At 49.0% G+C, this 20,292-nt stretch carries 16 protein-coding genes; all 16 read left to right on the top strand.

The window, feature by feature from the left end; translation table 11 throughout:
• The first annotated feature begins 7 nt into the window (after positions 1-7).
• The 16 genes from AK95_RS09805 (at position 8) to argH (ending at position 20,221) form a co-directional block, all read left to right on the top strand.
• Positions 8-1,111: a glycosyltransferase family 2 protein gene (locus tag AK95_RS09805; RefSeq protein WP_071219793.1), complete on the top strand. Its 1,104-nt coding sequence runs from the start codon at positions 8-10 to the stop codon at positions 1,109-1,111.
• 16 nt (positions 1,112-1,127) lie between these two features.
• Positions 1,128-3,026, top strand: a complete 1,899-nt coding sequence (locus tag AK95_RS09800; RefSeq protein WP_071219792.1) for a glycosyltransferase — start codon at positions 1,128-1,130, stop codon at positions 3,024-3,026.
• An 18-nt stretch (positions 3,027-3,044) separates the two neighbouring features.
• Positions 3,045-3,407, top strand: coding sequence for a hypothetical protein (locus tag AK95_RS09795; protein WP_162487560.1), 363 nt, complete (start codon positions 3,045-3,047; stop codon positions 3,405-3,407).
• 356 nt (positions 3,408-3,763) lie between these two features.
• Positions 3,764-3,961: a cold shock domain-containing protein gene (locus AK95_RS09785; RefSeq protein ID WP_009594275.1), complete on the top strand. Its 198-nt coding sequence runs from the start codon at positions 3,764-3,766 to the stop codon at positions 3,959-3,961.
• A 198-nt stretch (positions 3,962-4,159) separates the two neighbouring features.
• On the top strand, positions 4,160-4,726 hold the full coding sequence (hpf, locus tag AK95_RS09780; protein ID WP_071219789.1) for a ribosome hibernation-promoting factor, HPF/YfiA family: 567 nt from the start codon (positions 4,160-4,162) through the stop codon (positions 4,724-4,726).
• A gap of 722 nt (positions 4,727-5,448) precedes the next feature.
• Entirely contained in the window at positions 5,449-7,962 is a 2,514-nt protein-coding gene (secA, locus tag AK95_RS09775; protein ID WP_071219788.1) for a preprotein translocase subunit SecA, read from the top strand.
• A gap of 394 nt (positions 7,963-8,356) precedes the next feature.
• A protein-coding gene (gene prfB, locus AK95_RS09770; RefSeq protein ID WP_162487559.1) for a peptide chain release factor 2 occupies positions 8,357-9,470 on the top strand; the annotation gives its coding sequence in 2 pieces (ribosomal slippage) (positions 8,357-8,428 and positions 8,430-9,470; 1,113 coding nt in all).
• Positions 9,471-9,496: 26 nt separating this feature from the next.
• A complete protein-coding gene (locus AK95_RS09765; RefSeq protein ID WP_071219787.1) occupies positions 9,497-10,402 on the top strand; it encodes a YitT family protein in 906 nt (301 codons plus the stop codon).
• A gap of 332 nt (positions 10,403-10,734) precedes the next feature.
• Positions 10,735-11,304, top strand: coding sequence for a GNAT family N-acetyltransferase (locus AK95_RS09760; protein WP_071219786.1), 570 nt, complete (start codon positions 10,735-10,737; stop codon positions 11,302-11,304).
• 391 nt (positions 11,305-11,695) lie between these two features.
• Positions 11,696-12,751, top strand: coding sequence for an N-acetyl-gamma-glutamyl-phosphate reductase (gene argC / locus AK95_RS09755; protein ID WP_071219785.1), 1,056 nt, complete (start codon positions 11,696-11,698; stop codon positions 12,749-12,751).
• An 18-nt stretch (positions 12,752-12,769) separates the two neighbouring features.
• The gene (gene argJ / locus AK95_RS09750; RefSeq protein WP_071219784.1) at positions 12,770-13,996 is read left to right on the top strand and encodes a bifunctional glutamate N-acetyltransferase/amino-acid acetyltransferase ArgJ; all 1,227 of its coding nucleotides are present in this window, start codon (positions 12,770-12,772) and stop codon (positions 13,994-13,996) included.
• A gap of 31 nt (positions 13,997-14,027) precedes the next feature.
• Entirely contained in the window at positions 14,028-14,864 is an 837-nt protein-coding gene (gene argB, locus AK95_RS09745; protein ID WP_071219783.1) for an acetylglutamate kinase, read from the top strand.
• Between the two features lie 235 nt (positions 14,865-15,099).
• Positions 15,100-16,320, top strand: coding sequence for an acetylornithine transaminase (locus tag AK95_RS09740; RefSeq protein ID WP_071219782.1), 1,221 nt, complete (start codon positions 15,100-15,102; stop codon positions 16,318-16,320).
• A 58-nt stretch (positions 16,321-16,378) separates the two neighbouring features.
• A complete protein-coding gene (argF, locus tag AK95_RS09735) occupies positions 16,379-17,335 on the top strand; it encodes an ornithine carbamoyltransferase (protein ID WP_071219781.1) in 957 nt (318 codons plus the stop codon).
• A 106-nt stretch (positions 17,336-17,441) separates the two neighbouring features.
• Positions 17,442-18,674, top strand: coding sequence for an argininosuccinate synthase (locus tag AK95_RS09730; RefSeq protein WP_071219780.1), 1,233 nt, complete (start codon positions 17,442-17,444; stop codon positions 18,672-18,674).
• A 131-nt stretch (positions 18,675-18,805) separates the two neighbouring features.
• On the top strand, positions 18,806-20,221 hold the full coding sequence (gene argH / locus AK95_RS09725) for an argininosuccinate lyase (RefSeq protein ID WP_071219779.1): 1,416 nt from the start codon (positions 18,806-18,808) through the stop codon (positions 20,219-20,221).
• Positions 20,222-20,292 lie beyond the last annotated feature (71 nt).

Raw genomic sequence — 20,292 nt, 5'->3', positions numbered from 1 at the left:
AGGGTATATGGTTACTGCTGGATTATCGCTTTGCATGATTGTGAAAAATGAATCAGAATTTATCGAACAGGCAGTTCTTTCAGCTAAACCGTTTGTGCAAGAGATCGTCGTAGTAGACACGGGTTCAACAGACCAAACTCCTGTGTTGGCTGAAAATCTGGGAGCAAAAGTATTTAAGAAGGAATGGAATGATAATTTCTCTGAAATGAGAAATTACTCCATTGAAATGGCAACGCAGCGCTTTATATTGGTTATGGATGCGGATGAGATGATCATTGAAGGCAATACAGAAGCACTTCAGCGTCTGTGTGAAAAAATAGAAGGAAATCCTGGTTCCGCCGGAACAATCACAATATTAAATGAAACGATGTCTGGAGATACTTCTTCTACAACAATTGTCCGCATTTTTCCAAGGGATGAGCGTTATCGATATACAGGAAAGATACATGAGCAATTAACTTTTTTAGGGAAACCAATTCAACTCGCAGTCGATTCTCAAATTAAAGTAAATCATTTGGGTTATTCGGCATTACAAATGACGAAGAAAAATAAATACGAGCGCAATTTGGCATTATTACTGAGTGAACTTTCAGAACACCCTGATCCAAGCTATATTCAATTTCAGATAGGAAGAACTTTTTATGTCATGAAAGATTATGTTCAAGCAGAGCATTTTTTAAATAAATGTATCGAAACCGAACTTCAAAGTTCAAGGAGAAATTTCCTGAGTTCAGCCTTATTGACAATGGGATATTGTTGTATCCCCCTGCAGAAATTTAACGCTTTATCGGAATATTATAAGTTGGCTATTGATTTATACCCTGATTATACCGATTTATATTTTATGTATGGTGTAGGACTTATTGAATCAAGAAACATACATGCGTTCAAAGAAATACCAGATGTATTTAAAAAATGCACCGAAATGGGTGAAGCATCAAGCATTAAATATGAAACTGTCAAAGGAGTTGGCTCATTTAAGGCTCATTATAATTTAGCTCTATTCTATGAATTAACTGGTCAACTTAAAAAAGCAGTCCATCATTATCAATTAAGCAGCAGGGACGGTTACACGCAGGCAAAAGAAAGATTGCGAAGGCTCCTGCACTAAGAAAGGAATTGGACCAATGAATCATAATTCGGTTTCGTTATGCATGATTGTCAAGAATGAAGAAAGCTATTTGGAACGATGCCTTGAAAGCGTTCGAGGTATTGTTGATGAGATAATCATTGTGGATACAGGTTCGTCAGATAAAACTAAAGATATAGCAAAAAGATATACCGATAAAGTATTTGATTTCAAATGGATTGATGATTTCTCGGCAGCAAGAAACTTTGCGATAGAGTTTGCATCATCGGAGTATATTCTTCAGTTGGATGCAGATGAAATACTTCGTTTTCCTCAAAACGATCTTCTTCAACAGTTGAATAAAGACTTCTATTATATTCGAATAAAGAATGATTTGGGATCGGGATTATACCTATCTCACCAATTTATTAGATTATTCAGAAACTCTTCAGATATACGTTATAGGGGAGCATTGCATGAGCAGGTTCCTTCTGATTTCGATATTGAACGTTATGGATTTTTATCTTCTATGGAGATTTTTCACGAAGGGTATAAAACACATCTCGTCAAAACTAAACAAAAAGCTCAGAGGAATTTGAAAATTTTACTAAAAGAAATCAAAACGAAACCAACAGCGTTCAATTACTATAATTTGGGTATGCAGTATATTTTGGAAGAGAAGCACCATGATGCTTTGATTGCCTTGAAAAAGTCCTACTCTTTAGGTACCCAATATGCTTTTTCTCAAAAAGTAGTTTTGGATATTATGAAGTGTTTGCAGGCGTTGGGGCAATTTCAAGAAGCTATAAAAGTTGGTAAAGATGCTGTCGTTCTTTATGAAGACGTTCCGGATTTCTGGTATCAAATGGGCCTTGTATTTATGGAATGGGGATTGATCAAGGATGCACAAAAATGTTTTGAACAATGTCTAGAGATCGGGGAAGAGAATGCATATAAGTTAGTCCAACACTATGATGGGACAGGCTCTTATATGGCTCAAGCTAAATTGGCAGAGATTAGTCTAGCTTTGGAAAATCATGAAGAAGCCTTAAAGTATATTGTTCAAGCAGCCAAAGCTTCGCCGGATACATTGGCGATTTTTGATATATTCCTATCTATTTATCCAAACGCAAAAAATAGCGAGATATTTCAAACAATTAGTTCGATTTGGCCATTTTCACCAGAAAGATACATTCAATTTATAAGCTACCTGTACCAACAAAGAAGTCCTTTACTAAATGAGTTTTTGATTTATTTCGGGATGGACGTCGTTTATCCGGTTTCTACTTTCTATTATATTGTGGCTGGTAAGTATGAAGAAGCAATTTCGGATTTCTTAAGCAACAAGGAGCAGTCTGTTGAAAAAGATCCGCAAGTCAATTCCAATCTATTATTTTTGGCGATGGCAACTGAGAATTCTGGTTTATTGGATCACTTTGATTTATCACTATCATCAAAAGAATTGAAATGGTTCAAAAATTTAGTGGATACTAAGAAAGTTAGCGAAATTCCAGTTAATCGTTCTATTCTAGTTATATGGAAACAACTCGTTACAGATATTATTCAACTGCAAAAATACGAATTTATAGATATATTAATTAATGCGACAGATCAGCCGGAATTGAAATTAATTATTGCAGAATGTTTGCAATTGTACGGTTTCGATGCGTTAGCGCTTGATGTGTTGGTTGAAACCAGCGATCAACAGATTAACCGAAAAATATATATGGTCGCAGCTAACTCTCTCAGAAAACTAGGTGCAATGGAAGATGCTCTGTTTTATTTCAAGAAAGCAGAAAAAATAAAATTGGATTTTAATGTTTTATATGAACAATGGAGAATCTATAGTGATATGGATGCAAAAACGAGTCGTGAGCTTCTTCAAAAAATAAATAGTCTTTACCCCGATTCAAAGTGGGTTAAAGAAGAGGCTTATGAAAGAGGAGTTACTATATGATACCTACACTAAGGTAAAGTGAGTATCGAGCAAGAAATTCCTGGTATCTTTAAAACCACAAGAGCAGTAAATCCTCCCGGTCCTGGTGATGGTCAAGAAGGAGAGCGGGCCTTGCTTCGTCTTATCCTTTTAAATGGCATCGATAGAGAGTACGACTTATCCATGACGGAGGTGAATGCCTTCATTAACTGGTATGAAGAACGTGCCAACGGCGTTGGAACAGCTATGTATGGTATCAATAAATACAATAATAATAAAGGGCCGTTTGTAAATCGTAAGGATTATGTATTCTATGATAAGATTATTACGTTTGAAGTGAATTCTTATGATACGGGGACAAGTGTACCGGAAACCCCGCCCTATGATCCGGGTGCCCATTAAGACGACTGATGTTTAAAATAACTTATGCTCTTGGCGACGCAGATGGCGTTGCCGAGAGCTTTTTTGTATGGCTTCATTTTGGCTGCTTGAGAATCTGTTTGTATAATTAAGAAGATTTTTTCTGAAGGAACATGGTTCATAATATTTTTTACCGGGTAAATAACCCTAAACCTATTTTGTCCGAAGACTATTTTCACCCGCCAACTCAGTCGTGAAGCCAAGTCGACATTTTTCCCGGTTTTCTGCAAAAGAAAACCTTTTTCTTGGTAATTGACACTGGATAAGTCGGGTGCTATAGTCGGAAATGTGGACAATTAGTGTCACACTTTATTTGACAATGAAGGGAATGTTAGTGCATGCAAGGTAAAGTGAAATGGTTCAACGCAGAGAAAGGTTATGGCTTCATCGAGACTGAGGACGGCGGCGACGTATTCGTACATTTCTCCGCGATCCAATCCGAGGGCTTCAAGACTCTGGAAGAAGGACAATCCGTAGAATTCGAGATCGTTGAAGGCGCTCGTGGCCCGCAAGCAGCTAACGTAATCAAATTATAATCATCCCGGCACAGCCGACCTACATAAACGGTATAGATGATTAACAGTTCGAGATTCGCTAGCCCAAGACTCCGGTTCGTCCGGAGTCTTTTTTCTGTGCGCCGACCCCTTTAAAATATTGTGCTAAAATTCACAATTCTGACTTTTTACATAGCCTTAACAAAATGTTATAATGAAGGTGCAAAGGAGGAGTGCCCAATGCAATTCACTATCCGAGGTCAACAAATTGAAGTGACCGATGCTTTGAAGGACTATGTTGACAAGAAGCTCAGCAGGCTAGATAAGTATTTTGATGCACCCCCCACCTCCGAAGGATATGTCACACTGAATGTCATTCGAGGATTGCACACAGTGGAAGTGACCATTCCGCTCACAGGCGTGGTACTGCGTGCGGAAGACCGAAGCGATGATATGTACGCTTCCATTGACGCTGTTGTGGACAAGTTGGAACGTCAGATTCGCAAGCACAAAACCAAGCTGAACCGTAAGATCAAGCAAGAGGGCGGACTGAAGACGCTCATTGCGGCAAACGGAGCAGCGGCAACCAGTCAGATGGAGGCAGAGCAAGTCGAGTATGACGAGGACAATTACGAAGTTGTCCGTACGAAACGTTTTACCATGAAGCCGATGGACGTGGAAGAAGCGATCCTGCAGATGAACATGGTAGGCCATAATTTCTTCGTATTTTCCAACATTGACACACAAGAAGTAAATGTCGTTTACAAGCGTGATGACGGCAAGTACGGATTGATCGAGCGGGACTAAGTTTTTAAACGGCATTCCAAATGGAATGCAGAGGCAGTTGGACCTGATCAATTTTAAATTTTAAACGTTGAAATGAAATTGAAATGTAAGATGAGCCTTCATCCGTGTTAGCGGGTGGGGCTCTTTATTTGGATATATACGTTTTCGATGCGATAGGCATCGTAAAGACGCTGGCATATGATGGTAAGCCCATCGGAGTGTGCTGAATAGTGCAATCATTTTTTCAATGAGGTGGCTCTTAGGGGACTACGAGGCCGTTTCTTTAACAGCTTCAGGTACAACGTCTTAAGGACTTCCTATATAAGAGGATTAACGTTCGGTTAGCCACGATTCAGCGATAGTTCTAGGGCGGAGTCTTTGTTGTTTTCGGACAATGAGAGATGAATATTTGGCACCCACTTAGATGTAGAGTTTCATTTATGAAATGAATATACTTCCATTGGTTATGACTGGGTAAATGCTCCACGCAACTTTTTTGAGCCTTCCCGCGTCTCATAGAATGAGGGCTTCACGTAACAGACATCTCTTGTGATAGCACATATTGTTGCGGCATCCCTTACAAACTGTTACAATTTATGCAAACCCTCATTTTATGGGACGGGCTTTTTAGCCTGCATGAAATGGGACCATCATAAGGAATCAATGAATCGATTTCATCATTTAACCCTTTGGCATTTAATGAAGTTGATTCTATCACTTGTTTTGCACGAAAGGGGTTAACCATGCTAGGACTTGTCAAAAAGATATTCGGCGACACCAACGAGCGTGATGTCAAACGTCTCATGAAGACGGTCGATGTAATCAACAAACTGGAACCGGATTTTGAGAAGCTCTCCGATGAGCAGCTGCAATCCAAAACCGAAGAGTTCCGTGCGCGGATCGAGAAAGGTGAGACGCTGGAGGAATTGCTTCCTGAAGCGTTTGCGACAGTTCGTGAAGCTTCCAGACGGACACTCGGCAAGCGTCACTATGACGTGCAGCTGATCGGAGGAATGGCCCTCCACGAAGGCAGAATTGCAGAGATGAAGACCGGTGAAGGTAAGACCCTTGTAGGTACGCTGCCGGTTTACTTAAATGCCCTGCTTGGCAAAGGTGTTCACGTTGTAACGGTCAATGATTATCTAGCGCAGCGTGACAGCCAAGAGATGGCGCAAATATATAATTTCCTGGGAATGACGGTCGGGGTTAACCTGAGCGGTATGGAACACCCGGATAAACAGCAGGCATATGCTTGCGATATTACGTACGGTACGAACAATGAGTTCGGCTTTGACTATCTGCGGGACAACATGGTTCTCTACAAAGAGCAGATGGTTCAACGTCCACTCTATTTCTGTATCATTGATGAAGTGGACTCCATCCTGGTTGACGAAGCGCGTACGCCGCTCATCATCTCGGGTCAAGCTCAGAAATCGACCGAGCTGTATTTTGCCGCTGACCGTTTCGTGAAGCGTCTGACTGCGGAAGAGGATTATACGGTAGACATTAAAGTCAAATCCGTGGCCTTAACTGAAAAAGGCGTAGCGCTGGCGGAGCGTTCCTTCGGTATCGATAACTTGTATGACCATAATCACGTAACCTTGAACCACCACATTGTACAAGCGCTGAAAGCGAACGTGATCATGCGCCGCGATGTGGATTACGTTGTTACCGATGATGAAGTGGTTATTGTTGACGAATTCACGGGACGTCTAATGGCTGGACGCCGCTATAGCGACGGACTCCACCAGGCGATTGAAGCGAAGGAAGGCATCGAGGTTCAGAACGAGAGCATGACTCTTGCAACGATCACCTTCCAGAACTACTTCCGGATGTATCGCAAGCTGGCAGGTATGACCGGTACGGCGAAAACCGAGGAAGAAGAATTCAAGAAGATTTATGGTCTTGAAGTGCTGCAAATTCCTACGAATAAACCGAATCAGCGTATCGACATGCCGGATGTGGTATACAAGAGCGAAGAGGGCAAGTTTAAGGCGGTTGTAGCTGAGATCGTGGAACGTCACAAAAAGAACCAGCCTATTCTGGTGGGTACGGTTTCCATCGAGAACTCCGAGCGTCTATCGGAAATGCTGAAGCGCAAAGGCGTCCAGCATAAAGTTCTGAATGCAAAGTACCATGCGGAGGAAGCGGAAATCATCTCCCGCGCCGGTCAGCCGGGATCGGTAACGATCGCGACGAATATGGCTGGACGCGGTACGGATATTTTGCTTGGTGAAGGCGTACAGGATATTGGCGGACTTCACATTATCGGTACGGAACGTCACGAATCGCGCCGGATCGATAACCAGCTGCGCGGTCGTGCCGGTCGTCAGGGTGACCCGGGGTCGACTCAGTTCTATCTGTCCCTCGGCGATGAGCTGATGAAACGTTTTGGTACGGACAACGTGCTGAACATGATGGAGCGTCTTGGTTTTGAAGAAGACCAGCCGATCGAGAGCAAAATGATTACCCGTGCGGTTGAATCCGCGCAGAAGCGGGTAGAAGGCAACAACTTCGACATGCGTAAAGTCGTTCTTCAATATGATGACGTCATGAACCAACAGCGTGAGATCATCTACAAACAGCGCCGCGAGATCTTGGAGTCCCAAGACATTAAGCAAATCGTTGTAGAGATGATTAAGCCGGTGATTGATCGTGTCGTTCAGGCTCACTGCAGCGATGACATTCCGGAGAACTGGGAACTGCAAGAAGTGGCAGACTACGTGAACAGCAAGCTGCTGGATGAGGGTGCCGTTACCCGCGAAGATCTGTGGGGTAAAGAGGCAGAAGAGCTCACCGAGTACATCTTCGATCGCGTGATGAAGAAGTACGAAGAGCGTGAGCAAGCCATCGGCGAAGAAATGGTGCGTGAGTTCGAGAAGGTTATCGTCCTGCGTGCGGTAGACAGTAAGTGGATGGATCATATCGATGCAATGGACCAATTGCGTCAAGGTATTCACCTTCGTGCTTACGGCGGTACCGATCCGCTTCGCGAATACCAATTCGAAGGCTTCGAAATGTTTAATGCCATGATTGCGACGATCCAGGAAGAAGTGGCGACGTACATCATGAAGGCCCAAATCGCGACGAATCAGGAGCGTCAAGCCGTTGTGGACGAGAACAAAGTCTCCACGAACAGCAGCAGCGAACCTGCCGAGAAGCGTCCGGTCCAAGTGGCTGAACAGATTGGCCGGAATGATGCATGCCCTTGCGGCAGCGGCAAGAAATATAAGCACTGCCATGGACAGAACGCATAAGCGATACGGCCTATTGGCGATGAATATAATATAAGAAAAGCATCCATCGACACGCTTTTACAGCAGTCGGATCGCGTGTAGAGGATCATTTTCTTGCGATGATCGAATTTGTTCAGTTTCGCTAAAACCGACGAATTCGGTGATTCTTATAAGCCCGTCCAGAATATGGGCGCGAACTTTTCAACTCCCTTAAGAGCGGCAGATGAACCGGGTGATTGTGGTCTATTCCACCGTGATCCGGAATCACTGTTGCGCTTAAGGGAGTTTATCTGAATAAACAGCGAAACCTGTTGTGAAGCGATGTGACATGGATTTTCTCTTGAAATGGAACGTTTTTCATACAGGAGAGGGTATACTGAAATTATTACATGAAGATAAGAAAGGGCGAGGACTCATGATCGATCCAAGTGTGAAGCAGGACCTGCGTGAAATTAGCAAGAAACTAACCAATCTTAGGGGGTCTCTTTGACTTAGGTTTAAAGCAGGAGATGATTGAGAACTTTGAAGAAAAGATGGCAGCCCCGGATTTCTGGGACGACAATGAGAAAGCTCAGGCGCTCATTGCCGAGATGAATGCCGTGAAGTCATCCGTGGATCAATATCTGAAGCTGCAAGCGGATTACGACGATGCCGTCGTGATGATCGAGCTCGCGGATGAAGAAGGCGATGACTCCCTTGCGGGGGAAATTGGAGAAACGATCAAGGACCTGGTCGGGCGTGTGGAAGAGTTTGAACTCCAACTGCTGTTGAACCAACCTTACGATAAAATGAATGCCATCCTTGAGCTGCATCCGGGCGCGGGGGGTACCGAGTCGCAGGACTGGGGCCAAATGCTGCATCGCATGTATACGCGTTGGGCGGAAAAACGCGGCTTCAAGGTAGAGACGCTGGATTATTTGCCTGGGGATGAAGCGGGAATTAAAAGTGTGACGCTGCTCATTAAGGGCTACAATGCTTACGGTTATTTGAAGGCTGAAAAAGGCGTACATCGCCTGGTTCGGATCTCCCCGTTCGATTCTTCCGGCCGTCGACATACCTCATTTGTGTCCTGTGACGTCGTTCCTGAGATTAACGATGAGATTGAACTGGATATCCGCACGGAGGACCTGAAGATTGATACTTACCGTGCGAGCGGCGCCGGTGGTCAGCATATCAACACGACGGACTCGGCCGTACGGATCACTCACTTGCCAACGGGTGTGGTCGTAACCTGTCAGAATGAACGGTCCCAGATTAAGAACCGTGAGCGTGCAATGACCATGCTTCGTTCCAAGCTATACGAGCGCAAGATCGAGGAGCAGCAAAAGGAATTGGCGGAAATCCGCGGCGAGCAGTCCGATATCGCATGGGGCAGCCAGATCCGCTCGTATGTATTCCATCCGTACAGCATGGTGAAAGACCATCGTACACAGGTGGAGACCGGTAATATAGGAGCCGTCATGGACGGGGATCTGGATGCTTTTATCGATGGATATTTGCGCAGCCAGATCAAGCAGGAAGTCGAGTAGGACGTTGAGGAGAGATTCGAAGAGCTATGGCGCAATCCGCTGGTAATCCATCGATTAACAAAAGAAAAAGAGAACCCCTGATTCCGATCAACGGTCCCCTTCGACAGACGGTGGACACCGTTTTTATCATCATCGGCTCCTTTATTATGGCGCTGTCATTTAATCTGTTTTTCTTGCCCAACCACATCGCCTCAGGCGGTGTGTCCGGATTGTCCGTTCTTGCGCAAGCATGGCTCGGCATTGAACCGGCTTTTACGCAGTGGGCGCTGAATATCCCCTTGTTTGTGCTCGGCTTCTGGCTGCTAGGACGTGACTACGGCATTCGTTCCCTGCTGGGAAGCGTGGTTTTGCCATTGTTCGTATTTTTGACCAAGGACTGGCCCATTCCAACCTCCAATCCCCTCTTGGCTTCCATCTATGGCGGGATCGGCGTCGGGATCGGCATGGGGCTGGTCTATCGCGGCAGGGGTTCAACCGGTGGATTAACCATCGTGGCTCAGCTCTTGCAAAAATACAGCGGCCTCAGCTTCTCCCTTTGCGTCGTGCTCTTGGATGCGATTGTGATCTCTTCGGCAGCCCTCGTGCTGTCGCTGGAGCAGGCGTTGTACGCACTCATTGGACTGTACGTGACAGGCAAAGTGATTGATGCGATTGAGCTGGGCTTTAGCTTCACCAAGGTGGCTTACATTATATCCGATCATACGGAGCCGATAACCAAGGCCATTCTCGAGGATCTCGACCGTGGCTTAACCAAGCTGACCGCAGAGGGAGGCTATACGGGTGAACACCGGACGGTTCTGATGGTTGTGGTCGGGCAGAGCGAAATTCCACGTCTGAAAACGGTGGTACAATCGGTGGACCCGAATGCGTTTGTCATCATTAGCAATGCCCATGAGGTATTGGGTGAGGGCTTCCGTAATATCAAGGCGTAAAACAATAAGAGCTGTGTCGAGAGGTTTTCGGCACTCGGAGAGACGGTGCATATCACCGTCTCTCTTTTTTTGTGGACTTTAGAATGTATAAGTTTTCAGCGAAGCTGAACCATTTGTTGAGTTGCAAGCAAAACTTCGAGGCAAGAGCCTTCCTGATATCGCAAGCAAAACTTCCTCTAAACGCCGTCATCTTCTGTGAAGTGCGTCGATCGTCGTTTTTCTTATGGGATCGGCCTTTAGGGTAGGGTCAGACTATCGTCCTTGAATTTTCCTTTATTTTTCTAGCAAAGAGCATATAATGGTATCTAATATTGTTCAGGGGGTAGGGGATTATGGAAATCGAACGGATCTTTGCTAATTTGCCGGTGCTGGAAACCGAACGCCTGAGGCTTCGCAGAATATCGATGCAGGATGCGGACCAGATGTATGCCTATGCCTCTGATGATGAGGTTGCCAAGTACGTAACATGGGAAACTCACCGCTCGATCAACGACAGTAAGAAATTCATCCAGTTTATACTTGTCCAGTATGCCAAGCATGATATTGCCCCTTGGGGGATCGAGCTGAAGGAAAGCGGACGTCTGGTCGGGACGGTGGATTTCGTATGGTGGAAGCCGGAACAGCAGAGTGCCGAGATTGGATATGTACTCGCGCGGGATTGTTGGGGACAAGGTCTCATGACGGAAGCTGCTTCTGCTCTATTGAAACTCGGATTTGGTGAAATGGATCTTGTGCGCATCCAAGCTCGTTGCATAGAAGGGAATATCGGCTCTCAGCGTGTTATGGAGAAGATCGGCATGTCCTATGAGGGGACGTTGAGGAAGGGGATTAAGACCAAAGGGCGGCATTGGGACCTCAAATTATATTCCATTCTAAAAGAAGAATATGAATCAGCACTTTAGTCATTGTATGAAACGGATTTAACTTGTAATTGGGACCAATTTTGAATAATCCATTGTATTTATATGAATACGGTCGTATAATAATACATATTTATGAGACGGATAAAGTCAATGAATACCTAGGAATAAAGCGTGTGCTAACGCAGGAGACAAAAAACTCCGAAGAAGATCATCGCCAGCTTGACTGCTTCTTGAAGCAAAAATGATATCAAGAAGCATCAGTAGACACGCGTGGTTTTTGATAACCCATCATATGATGAGGATAGCATCAGCGGCAGCGTGATCGATCGGGTGAAGGAAACGGATGAGCATGGCGTACAGATGAAGGATGGATGAATGGGACCTTGCATAAGGTCCTTCAGCTGTTCCTTGGGGAGAGGGATGAGGAGAAATGACGGACACAAACATAGTAAAAGTAGCTATTGTAGGATCTACCGGCTACGGTGGCGTGGAACTGATCCGGCTGCTGCAAGCACACCCGCGCGTTGAGATTACATCGGTAATCTCGTCTTCAACTGCAGGGGTACCGATCTCGGACGGTTTTCCGCATTTGACAAATATCATGACCCAGAACCTGGATGGCGTTAACCCAGCGGAAATCGCTGAGGTGGCAGACCTGGTGTTCGCGGCCACGCCTTCTGGGGTCAGTGCCAAGCTGGTACCGGAGCTGCTGGATGCAGGCTTGAAGGTCATTGATCTGTCGGGAGATTTTCGCTTGAAAGACGGGGCAGTGTATGAACAGTGGTATAAGCATACCGCTCCGAGTGCGGAACTATTAGAGAAAGCCGTATACGGTCTATGCGAAGTGTTTGGCGAAGAGGTCCGCGATGTCGATTTTATCTCCAATCCGGGCTGCTATCCGACAGCGACGCTCCTCGGGCTGATTCCGGCCATCAGCGCGGGATGGATTGATGCCTCTTCCCTTATTATCGACGCCAAATCCGGTGTGTCCGGTGCAGGGCGGGGAACGAGTTTGATGACGCATTATGCCGAGATCAATGAGAACTTCAAAGCCTATAAGGTGAATAAACACCAGCATATTCCCGAGGTTGAGCAGGTATTGACTCAGGTAGCGGGCGAACCGATTACCGTTACCTTTACCACCCATTTGGTGCCGATGACGCGGGGAATCATGACCACCATGTATGCCACGCTGAATGGTCCATACACGGAAGAGGATTTCATTGAACTGTATCGCCAGTATTTCAAGGATCGCAAGTTTGTGAGAATCCGGGACTTGGGCGTATGGCCTGCGACAAAAGAAGTCAGCGGGTCCAATTACTGCGACATCGGATTCGCGGTGGATGCGCGTACGAACAGAGTGACCATTATATCGGTCATTGACAATGTGGTGAAGGGTGCGGCCGGTCAGGCAATCCAGAACCTGAATTTGATGATGGGATGGGAGGAGAGCCTCGGACTTACGTTTACGCCGATTTATCCGTAAGCGGCTGGGGATACAGACATGGGAGAGAATATGTTTGCGATTATTGACGGGGGCAGCATCGTAACGCCGCAAGGCTTCAAGGCTGCCGGACTCCACTGTGGACTTAAGAAGACCGACCGTAACGATCTGGGCGTCATTGTATGTGACGTGCCTGCCGTGGCGGCAGCTGTATATACGACGAATCTGTTTCAAGCGGCACCGCTGAAGGTAACGCGTGAAAGCCTGCAGGACGGCAAGCTTCGCGCGATTGTCGTGAACAGCGGAAATGCCAATGCCTGTACGGGTAAGCAGGGCGAAGAGGATGCTTACACGATGCGTGCCAATACGGCTGCGCAATTCGGCCTGGACGAGAACGATGTGGCCGTCGCCTCAACGGGAGTCATCGGGGAACTGCTGAAGATGGACCGCGTTTCGACGGGGATCGCTGGGCTGCCTGCACGACTCAGCGGCGGAAGCGAAGGGGCTGAGAGCTTCAGCCAAGCGATTTTGACAACCGATCTCGTGAAAAAAGAAGCCTGCGTGACCGTTCAAGTTAACGGTACAAAGGTAACTATCGCCGGAACAGCGAAGGGGTCGGGGATGATTCATCCGAACATGGCGACCATGCTCGGATTTATGACGACAGATGCGGTCATTGGTCAGGAAGCGCTGCAGCTGCTGCTGCGCCAAACGACCAATCTGACCTTTAATATGATTACGGTGGATGGCGATACAAGCACCAACGATATGCTGGTCGCGATGGCTAGCGGCATGGCGGGGCACGACTTGCTTTCGCCTGAGCACCCGGATTGGGATGCATTCGCAGCTGGTTTTCACTATGTGTGCCAGCAGCTGGCGAAGGCGATCGCGCGTGACGGAGAGGGGGCTTCCCGCCTGATCGAGGTTCGTGTGGACGGTGCTGAAAGCGACGATGACGCGCAAGCGATTGCCAAGACGATCATTGGATCCAGCCTGGTCAAATCCGCCGTATTCGGCGCAGATGCCAACTGGGGACGCATTATTGCGGCTGTCGGCCGTGCGGGCCGCCCGGTTAATCCGGAGACGGTCGATATTGCCATAGGCCCGATTTCGGTGCTGGAGCAGTCAAGACCGGTTGCTTTTGACGAGGAGGCGGCTCTGGTTTACCTCCAGGGTGACACCGTGGATATTGACGTGAAGCTGCATATCGGAAATGGCTCGGCTACGGCTTGGGGCTGTGATTTAACTTATGACTATGTCCGCATTAATGCGGCTTATCGTACGTAGATAAACATTCAGTAGGACGGAGGAGACGGATATGAAGAGCACGATCGATCAAAAGGTTACGCTGCCGGTTAAAACATCAGATGCGGATACGTTCGTGATGAAATGTGGCGGCAGCACGCTCGCGGCCCTTCCTGACAGCTTCTTCGAGGATTTGAAGAATCTGCAGCAAAAGGGAGTTAACCCCGTTATCGTTCATGGTGGCGGACCCGCGATCTCCGGCAATCTGGAGAAGCTTGGCATCGAGACCGAGTTCGTGAACGGGCTGCGTAAGACGACGGAGGATGTGCTGGACGTTGTGGAGATGGTACTTGCGGGCACCATCAATAAACAGATCGTACGACGGATTCAAAGCGTAGGCGGCTCTGCCATCGGTTTATCCGGCTCGGACGGCGGGCTGATCGAGGCCAAACCGGTGACGAACCACGCGGAGGTCGGCTGGGTCGGCGACGTTACGTTTGTGAAGTCATCCGTCCTGAGCGGCGTGCTGGAGATGGGATACATGCCGGTGGTTGCACCGATCGGGGTGGATCAATCCGGTCAGCGCTACAACATCAATGCCGATACGGCGGCGGGTGCCGTTGCCTCCCACCTGGGGGTTCGACGGATGATCGTTGTCACCGACGTACCTGGAATTATGAAGGGATCGGGCGGCGAGAAGCGGGTGCTTCCGACCGTGACCGTGCAGGAGATCGAGGATATGATCGGGACAGGCGAAATCTACGGCGGGATGATACCGAAGGTCAGAGCGGCCATCAGCTGCATTCACGGCAAGGTGAGCGAGGGTGTCATCGTGGACGGAAGCGAGCCGAATGTACTGAGCCGAGTGCTTGGCGGAGAAGTGCTGGGCACGCGCATCGTGCGGATGTAAATTGAGATTAGAGATTATAGACAGAGCGGCTTCAACGGAGAAGGCGGAATTGTTCTGGAGAAGCAGCGCGGTCGCCTTTGCCCCCGGATTTTAACCGCTGCAACCATTTCAATAACAATCTGGGGGCAACAGCGATCGGAAGAACAATCCACATGCGCAGTGATGTCAGGGGTCTCAGAGCTCAGGAGTATTCATGAATCTGTTTTGTCCAAATGCAAAGGAGTGTGTGAAGGTTATGGGGAAAGAAACAGCAGCAGGCGGTGTTAAAGCAGCGAATGAAAGCTCGTTGTTCCAGACGTACGCCAGATATCCAATCGCCTTGGTCAAAGGGGAAGGCAGCTGGTTATGGGACGCTCAAGGCAACAAATATCTTGATTTTATGGCGGGCCTGGCGGTAACGAATCTCGGCCATGCCCCGGTAAAAGTGAAAGAGAAGCTGAAGGCCCAGCTGGATAAATTGTGGCATGTCTCGAACCTGTTCCACATTCCGGGTCAGGAAAAAGCAGCCGAGCTGCTGACGGCGAACACCTGCGCGGATGCGGTTTTCTTCTGCAACAGCGGAGCGGAAGCGAACGAAGCGGCCATTAAGCTGGCGCGCCGCTACCATCAGAAGGTAAAGGGAACGGGACGCTACGAGGTCATTACGTTTACGCAGTCTTTCCATGGACGGACGTTGGCTACGCTGACGGCCACCGGCCAGGATAAGGTAAAGGAAGGCTTCCTTCCGCTTCCGGCAGGCTTCAAGAGCGTTCCGCTGCATGACCTTCCGGCACTGGAATCGGCCATTAATGATAACACCGCTGCGATCATGATCGAAATGGTGCAGGCGGAAGGCGGCGTATATCCGGTAGAGCCGGAGTTCCTTCAAGCCATCACCGAGCTATGTAAGAAGCATGGACTGCTGCTGATCGTGGACGAGGTGCAGACGGGCATGGGCCGGACCGGGAAGCTGTTTGCGCATGAGCATTACGGCATCGAGCCGGATATCTTTACCGTAGCCAAAGGGCTCGGCTCCGGGTTCCCGGTCGGCGCGATGCTGGGTAAAGCCTACTTGCGCGAAGCCTTCACGGCAGGAAGCCATGCGACCACGTTTGGCGGCACACCGATTGCGAGCGCCGTCATCCAGGCCACTATCGAAACGATGCTGGAGGACAATGTGCCTCAGCGTGCGGCCGAAGCCGGAGAATATTTGATGACGAAGCTGAATGAGAGCCTCGGCAGTCATCCCTTTGTGAAGGCGATCAGGGGTAAAGGCCTGCTGATTGGCATCGAATGCGCTGAGCCGGTTGGCGAGCTGGTGCTGAAAGGGCAGAGCCGCGGGCTGCTGTTCGTAACGGCAGGACCGAATGTGATCCGGCTGCTTCCGAATCTGTACGTCACTAAAGAAGAGATCGACCAGGCGGTATCGATTGTTACGGAACTTATACATGAGCATACGGCGGTTAGCCAAGCATAGAAGAATCGTGCAGAGACATTTTGGACAATAACAGCATGGTTAAGGAGGACTGGAGAATATGGCCACTAGCGGACAAGTGAAGGAATTAAGTCTGAAAGGGCGGGATATGATCGAGCTGGACGAATACTCGACGGAAGAGATTCAGTTCTTGCTCGATTCGGCAATTGAGATCAAACGCAAGCAGAAGAACGGCGAAGTCTATCAGCCGCTGAAAGGCAAAACGATCGGATTGATTTTTGAGAAGTCGTCCACGCGGACGCGGGTTTCATTCGAAGCTGGGATGTTCCAGCTGGGCGGACATGCACTTTTTTTAAGCAAAAACGATATTCAGCTCGGACGCGGCGAGCCGATCAGCGATACGGCGCAAGTGATGTCCCGTTATTTGGACGGCTTGATGATCCGTACCTTCGGGCACGACAATGTGGTCAACCTGGCGAAATATGCCTCCATTCCGGTTATCAACGGCTTGAGTGACATGGCGCATCCATGTCAGGTGCTGGCCGATTTGCAGACGGTGCTGGAGCACAAAGGCAAATTGAAAGGCCTCAAAATGGCCTTTATCGGGGATGGCAACAATATGGCGCATTCGCTCCTGATTGGCGGTGCCAAGATGGGCATGCATGTAGCCGTGGCCAGTCCGAAGGGCTATGAGGCGGATGCCAGCATCGTGAAGCTGAGCGAGGAAATTGCGGTGCAAACGGGTGGCAAAATTACGATTACGCAAGACCCGATCGAAGCCGCGAAGGATGCGGACGTGATCTATACGGATGTATGGGCAAGCATGGGCTTTGAAGAGGAGCAGGCACAGCGAGAGGCTGCGTTTGCGGACTACCAGGTGAATGAGGAGCTTGTGAAGGCGGCAAAGCCAGATTACTTGTTCCTGCATTGCCTCCCGGCCCACCGCGGCGAAGAGGTCAGTGAAGGCGTGATTGACGGTGCCAATTCCGTCATTTTTGATCAGGCCGAGAACCGTCTCCATGCCCAGAAGGCTTTGATGGTTGCTTTGATGGCATAAAGCCGCCCATGGCAAGCGAACATTCTCTATGAAAATGCGTCAATGGACGTTATCTTTAGTATAATGAACGACAGGGTTGTTAGAAACAAAGAGAGGGAGTTTAACGATGGCAAAACAAAAAATCGTGCTGGCGTATTCCGGTGGTCTGGATACGTCCGTTATTCTGAAATGGCTGAAAGAAACTTACGATGCGGAGATCATTGCTTTCACGGCCGATATCGGCCAGAAGGAAGAGCTGGACGGACTTGAGGAAAAAGCGCTGGCGACCGGCGCCTCCAAAGTATACATCGATGATCTGCGCGACGAATTTGCAACAGATTTCATCTATCCGATGTTCCAGGCGGGTGCTATGTACGAAGGACAGTACCTGCTCGGGACCAGCATCGCGCGTCCATTGATTGCCAAGCGCATGGTGGATATCGCTCGTGCCGAAGGCGCGACGGCGATTGCGCACGGCGCTACGGGCAAAGGGAACGACCAGGTTCGTTTTGAGCTGGGCGTAGCCGGCTTGGCACCGGATATTGAAGTAATCGCGCCTTGGCGCATCGAGGAGTTCCGTAACTCCTTCCCGGGTCGCGCAGAGATGATCGCTTACGCGGAAGCCCATGGCATTCCGGTGACGGCATCCGCGGCCAAATCCTACTCCATGGACCGCAACCTGCTCCATATTAGTTATGAGAGCGGCGTGCTGGAGGATCCTTGGTTCGATGCAAGCGCAGAGGACAGCAAGGATATGTACCTGCTCAGCGTATCGCCTGAGGATGCGCCGGACGAGGCGGAATACCTCGAGCTTACGTTTGAGCAAGGGAATGTTGTTGCGCTGAACGGCGAATCGATGAGCCCGCTGCAAGTGATGGAGAAGCTGAACGAGCTGGGCGGCAAGCACGGCATCGGTCGCGTGGATATGGTGGAGAACCGTTTCGTTGGCATGAAGAGCCGCGGTGTCTACGAGACGCCGGGCGGAACGATCCTGTTCACCGCTCATCGCAAAATGGAATCCATCACGATGGACCGCGAAGTGATGAACCTGCGCGACAGCCTGATTACCCGTTACAGCACCTTGGTTTATAACGGCTTCTGGTTTGCGCCGGAGCGACTGGCACTGCAGGCGCTGGTAACCGAAAGTCAGAAGAACGTAACCGGTACGGTGCGCGTGAAGCTGTACAAAGGCAACATTATCGGCGCAGGCGTGAAGAGTCCGGTCAGTCTGTACAACCCGGATATCGCTACGATGGAAGCCGATCCAACGCAAGCTTATGATCAGGGCGATGCGACCGGCTTTATCCGCTTGAACGCACTGCGTTTGAAAGTGGCAACCGGCGTGAACCAGAATCAATAAGTTTACAATAATGAACAGGCTGAAGGCCGTTTTCATGCAAGGGAGCTCCGTTGATTCTCGCGTAACCGGGATCAATGGAACTTCTTAAGCGGGAAGCGGCCCTCTGCCTTAAACAGAGAGGGGCAAGTGTTGTGAGCAAGTTATGGGGCGGACGCTTTACGAAGCAGACCAACGCATTGGTAGAGGAATATACGGCATCCATCGGTTTTGATAAGCAGCTGGCTGAGGAGGATATCCAGGGAAGCCTTGCGCATGTGTCCATGCTGGGCAAATGCGGCATCGTGCCGGCCGAAGATGTGGAGACGATCAAGGCTGGCTTGAACAAGGTGCTGGAGCGCATCCGTGAGGGCAGCATCGAGTTCTCCGTTTCGGATGAGGATATCCATATGAACATCGAGAAGAATCTGATCGAGGAAATCGGACCTGTCGGCGGCAAGCTCCACACAGGGCGCAGCCGTAACGATCAAGTGGCTACGGATATGCATCTGTATTTGCGTAACCGCGTGGTGGCGCTGACCGGCATGCTGCATGAGCTGCAAACCGCATTAATCGGGCAAGCGAAGGATAACCTGGACACGATTATTCCGGGCTATACGCATCTGCAGCGTGCCCAGCCGATTCTGTTTGCGCATCATTTAATGGCTTACGTGTCTATGTTCCAGCGGGATATCGACCGTCTGATCGACAGCTATAAGCGCATTAATGTGTTGCCGCTCGGGGCAGGCGCGCTTGCGGGTACGACGTTCCCGATCGACCGCCATTTCGTGGCGGAGCAGCTTGGGTTTGACGGCGTTTACGAGAACAGTCTGGATGCGGTCAGCGACCGCGACTTCATTCTGGAATTCCTCTCGGATGCTTCCATCATCATGATGCACTTGTCCCGCCTGAGCGAGGAGCTGGTGCTCTGGAGCAGCACGGAGTTCAACTTCATCGAGTTGGATGATGCGTTCTGTACGGGCAGCAGCATTATGCCGCAGAAGAAGAACCCGGATGTACCAGAGCTGGTCCGCGGCAAAACCGGTCGGGTATACGGCAACCTGATGGGTCTGCTCACCGTGCTGAAGTCGCTGCCGCTTGCTTATAACAAGGATATGCAGGAAGATAAAGAGGGCATGTTCGATACGGTGGCTACGCTGGAAGGCGCATTGCAGCTGTTTGCTCCGATGATTGCCACGATGAAGGTCAACAAAGGCCGCATGCGCGAAGCGGTGAATACCGACTTCTCCAACGCAACCGACATCGCGGACTTCCTGGTTGGCAAAGGGCTTCCTTTCCGTCAAGCGCATGAAGTGATCGGCAAGACCGTATTGTACTGCATCCAGAACAACAAGTATCTGCTGGACCTGACGCTGGATGAGTTCAAGCAGTTCTCGGAGCTGTTCGACGACTCCATTTATGGCGTGCTTCAACCGGAGACGGTGGTCAATGCGCGTAACGTTTACGGCGGCACGGCAACCGAGCAGGTGAAGGCGGCCATTGACCGCAGCGTGCAGACGCTACAGGTTACGGAAGAATGGCTGGGTCTTCGTCAAGGGAATGTTGAGTAACGATACAGAAATCGCAAGCGTGAAAAAATAGAGGTGGACCGGCAAACGTTACATTTGCCGATCCACCTTTT

It is taken from the genome of Paenibacillus sp. LC231 (genome assembly GCF_001860525.1).
Taxonomy (GTDB): domain Bacteria; phylum Bacillota; class Bacilli; order Paenibacillales; family Paenibacillaceae; genus Paenibacillus_AQ.
This window is presented reverse-complemented; position numbering and strand designations above follow the sequence as displayed.

What these genes read in the sequence shown, in the direction of transcription:
- secA (WP_071219788.1), top strand. Translation starts at nt 5,449, where the DNA reads ATGCTAGGACTTGTCAAAAAGATATTCGGCGACACCAACGAGCGTGAT.
- argJ (WP_071219784.1), top strand. Translation starts at nt 12,770, where the DNA reads ATGGGAGAGAATATGTTTGCGATTATTGACGGGGGCAGCATCGTAACG.
- argF (WP_071219781.1), top strand. Translation starts at nt 16,379, where the DNA reads ATGGCCACTAGCGGACAAGTGAAGGAATTAAGTCTGAAAGGGCGGGAT.
- argB (WP_071219783.1), top strand. Translation starts at nt 14,028, where the DNA reads ATGAAGAGCACGATCGATCAAAAGGTTACGCTGCCGGTTAAAACATCA.
- AK95_RS09730 (WP_071219780.1), top strand. Translation starts at nt 17,442, where the DNA reads ATGGCAAAACAAAAAATCGTGCTGGCGTATTCCGGTGGTCTGGATACG.
- hpf (WP_071219789.1), top strand. Translation starts at nt 4,160, where the DNA reads ATGCAATTCACTATCCGAGGTCAACAAATTGAAGTGACCGATGCTTTG.
- AK95_RS09785 (WP_009594275.1), top strand. Translation starts at nt 3,764, where the DNA reads ATGCAAGGTAAAGTGAAATGGTTCAACGCAGAGAAAGGTTATGGCTTC.
- argC (WP_071219785.1), top strand. Translation starts at nt 11,696, where the DNA reads ATGACGGACACAAACATAGTAAAAGTAGCTATTGTAGGATCTACCGGC.
- AK95_RS09765 (WP_071219787.1), top strand. Translation starts at nt 9,497, where the DNA reads ATGGCGCAATCCGCTGGTAATCCATCGATTAACAAAAGAAAAAGAGAA.
- AK95_RS09800 (WP_071219792.1), top strand. Translation starts at nt 1,128, where the DNA reads ATGAATCATAATTCGGTTTCGTTATGCATGATTGTCAAGAATGAAGAA.
- AK95_RS09805 (WP_071219793.1), top strand. Translation starts at nt 8, where the DNA reads ATGGTTACTGCTGGATTATCGCTTTGCATGATTGTGAAAAATGAATCA.
- AK95_RS09760 (WP_071219786.1), top strand. Translation starts at nt 10,735, where the DNA reads ATGGAAATCGAACGGATCTTTGCTAATTTGCCGGTGCTGGAAACCGAA.
- AK95_RS09740 (WP_071219782.1), top strand. Translation starts at nt 15,100, where the DNA reads ATGGGGAAAGAAACAGCAGCAGGCGGTGTTAAAGCAGCGAATGAAAGC.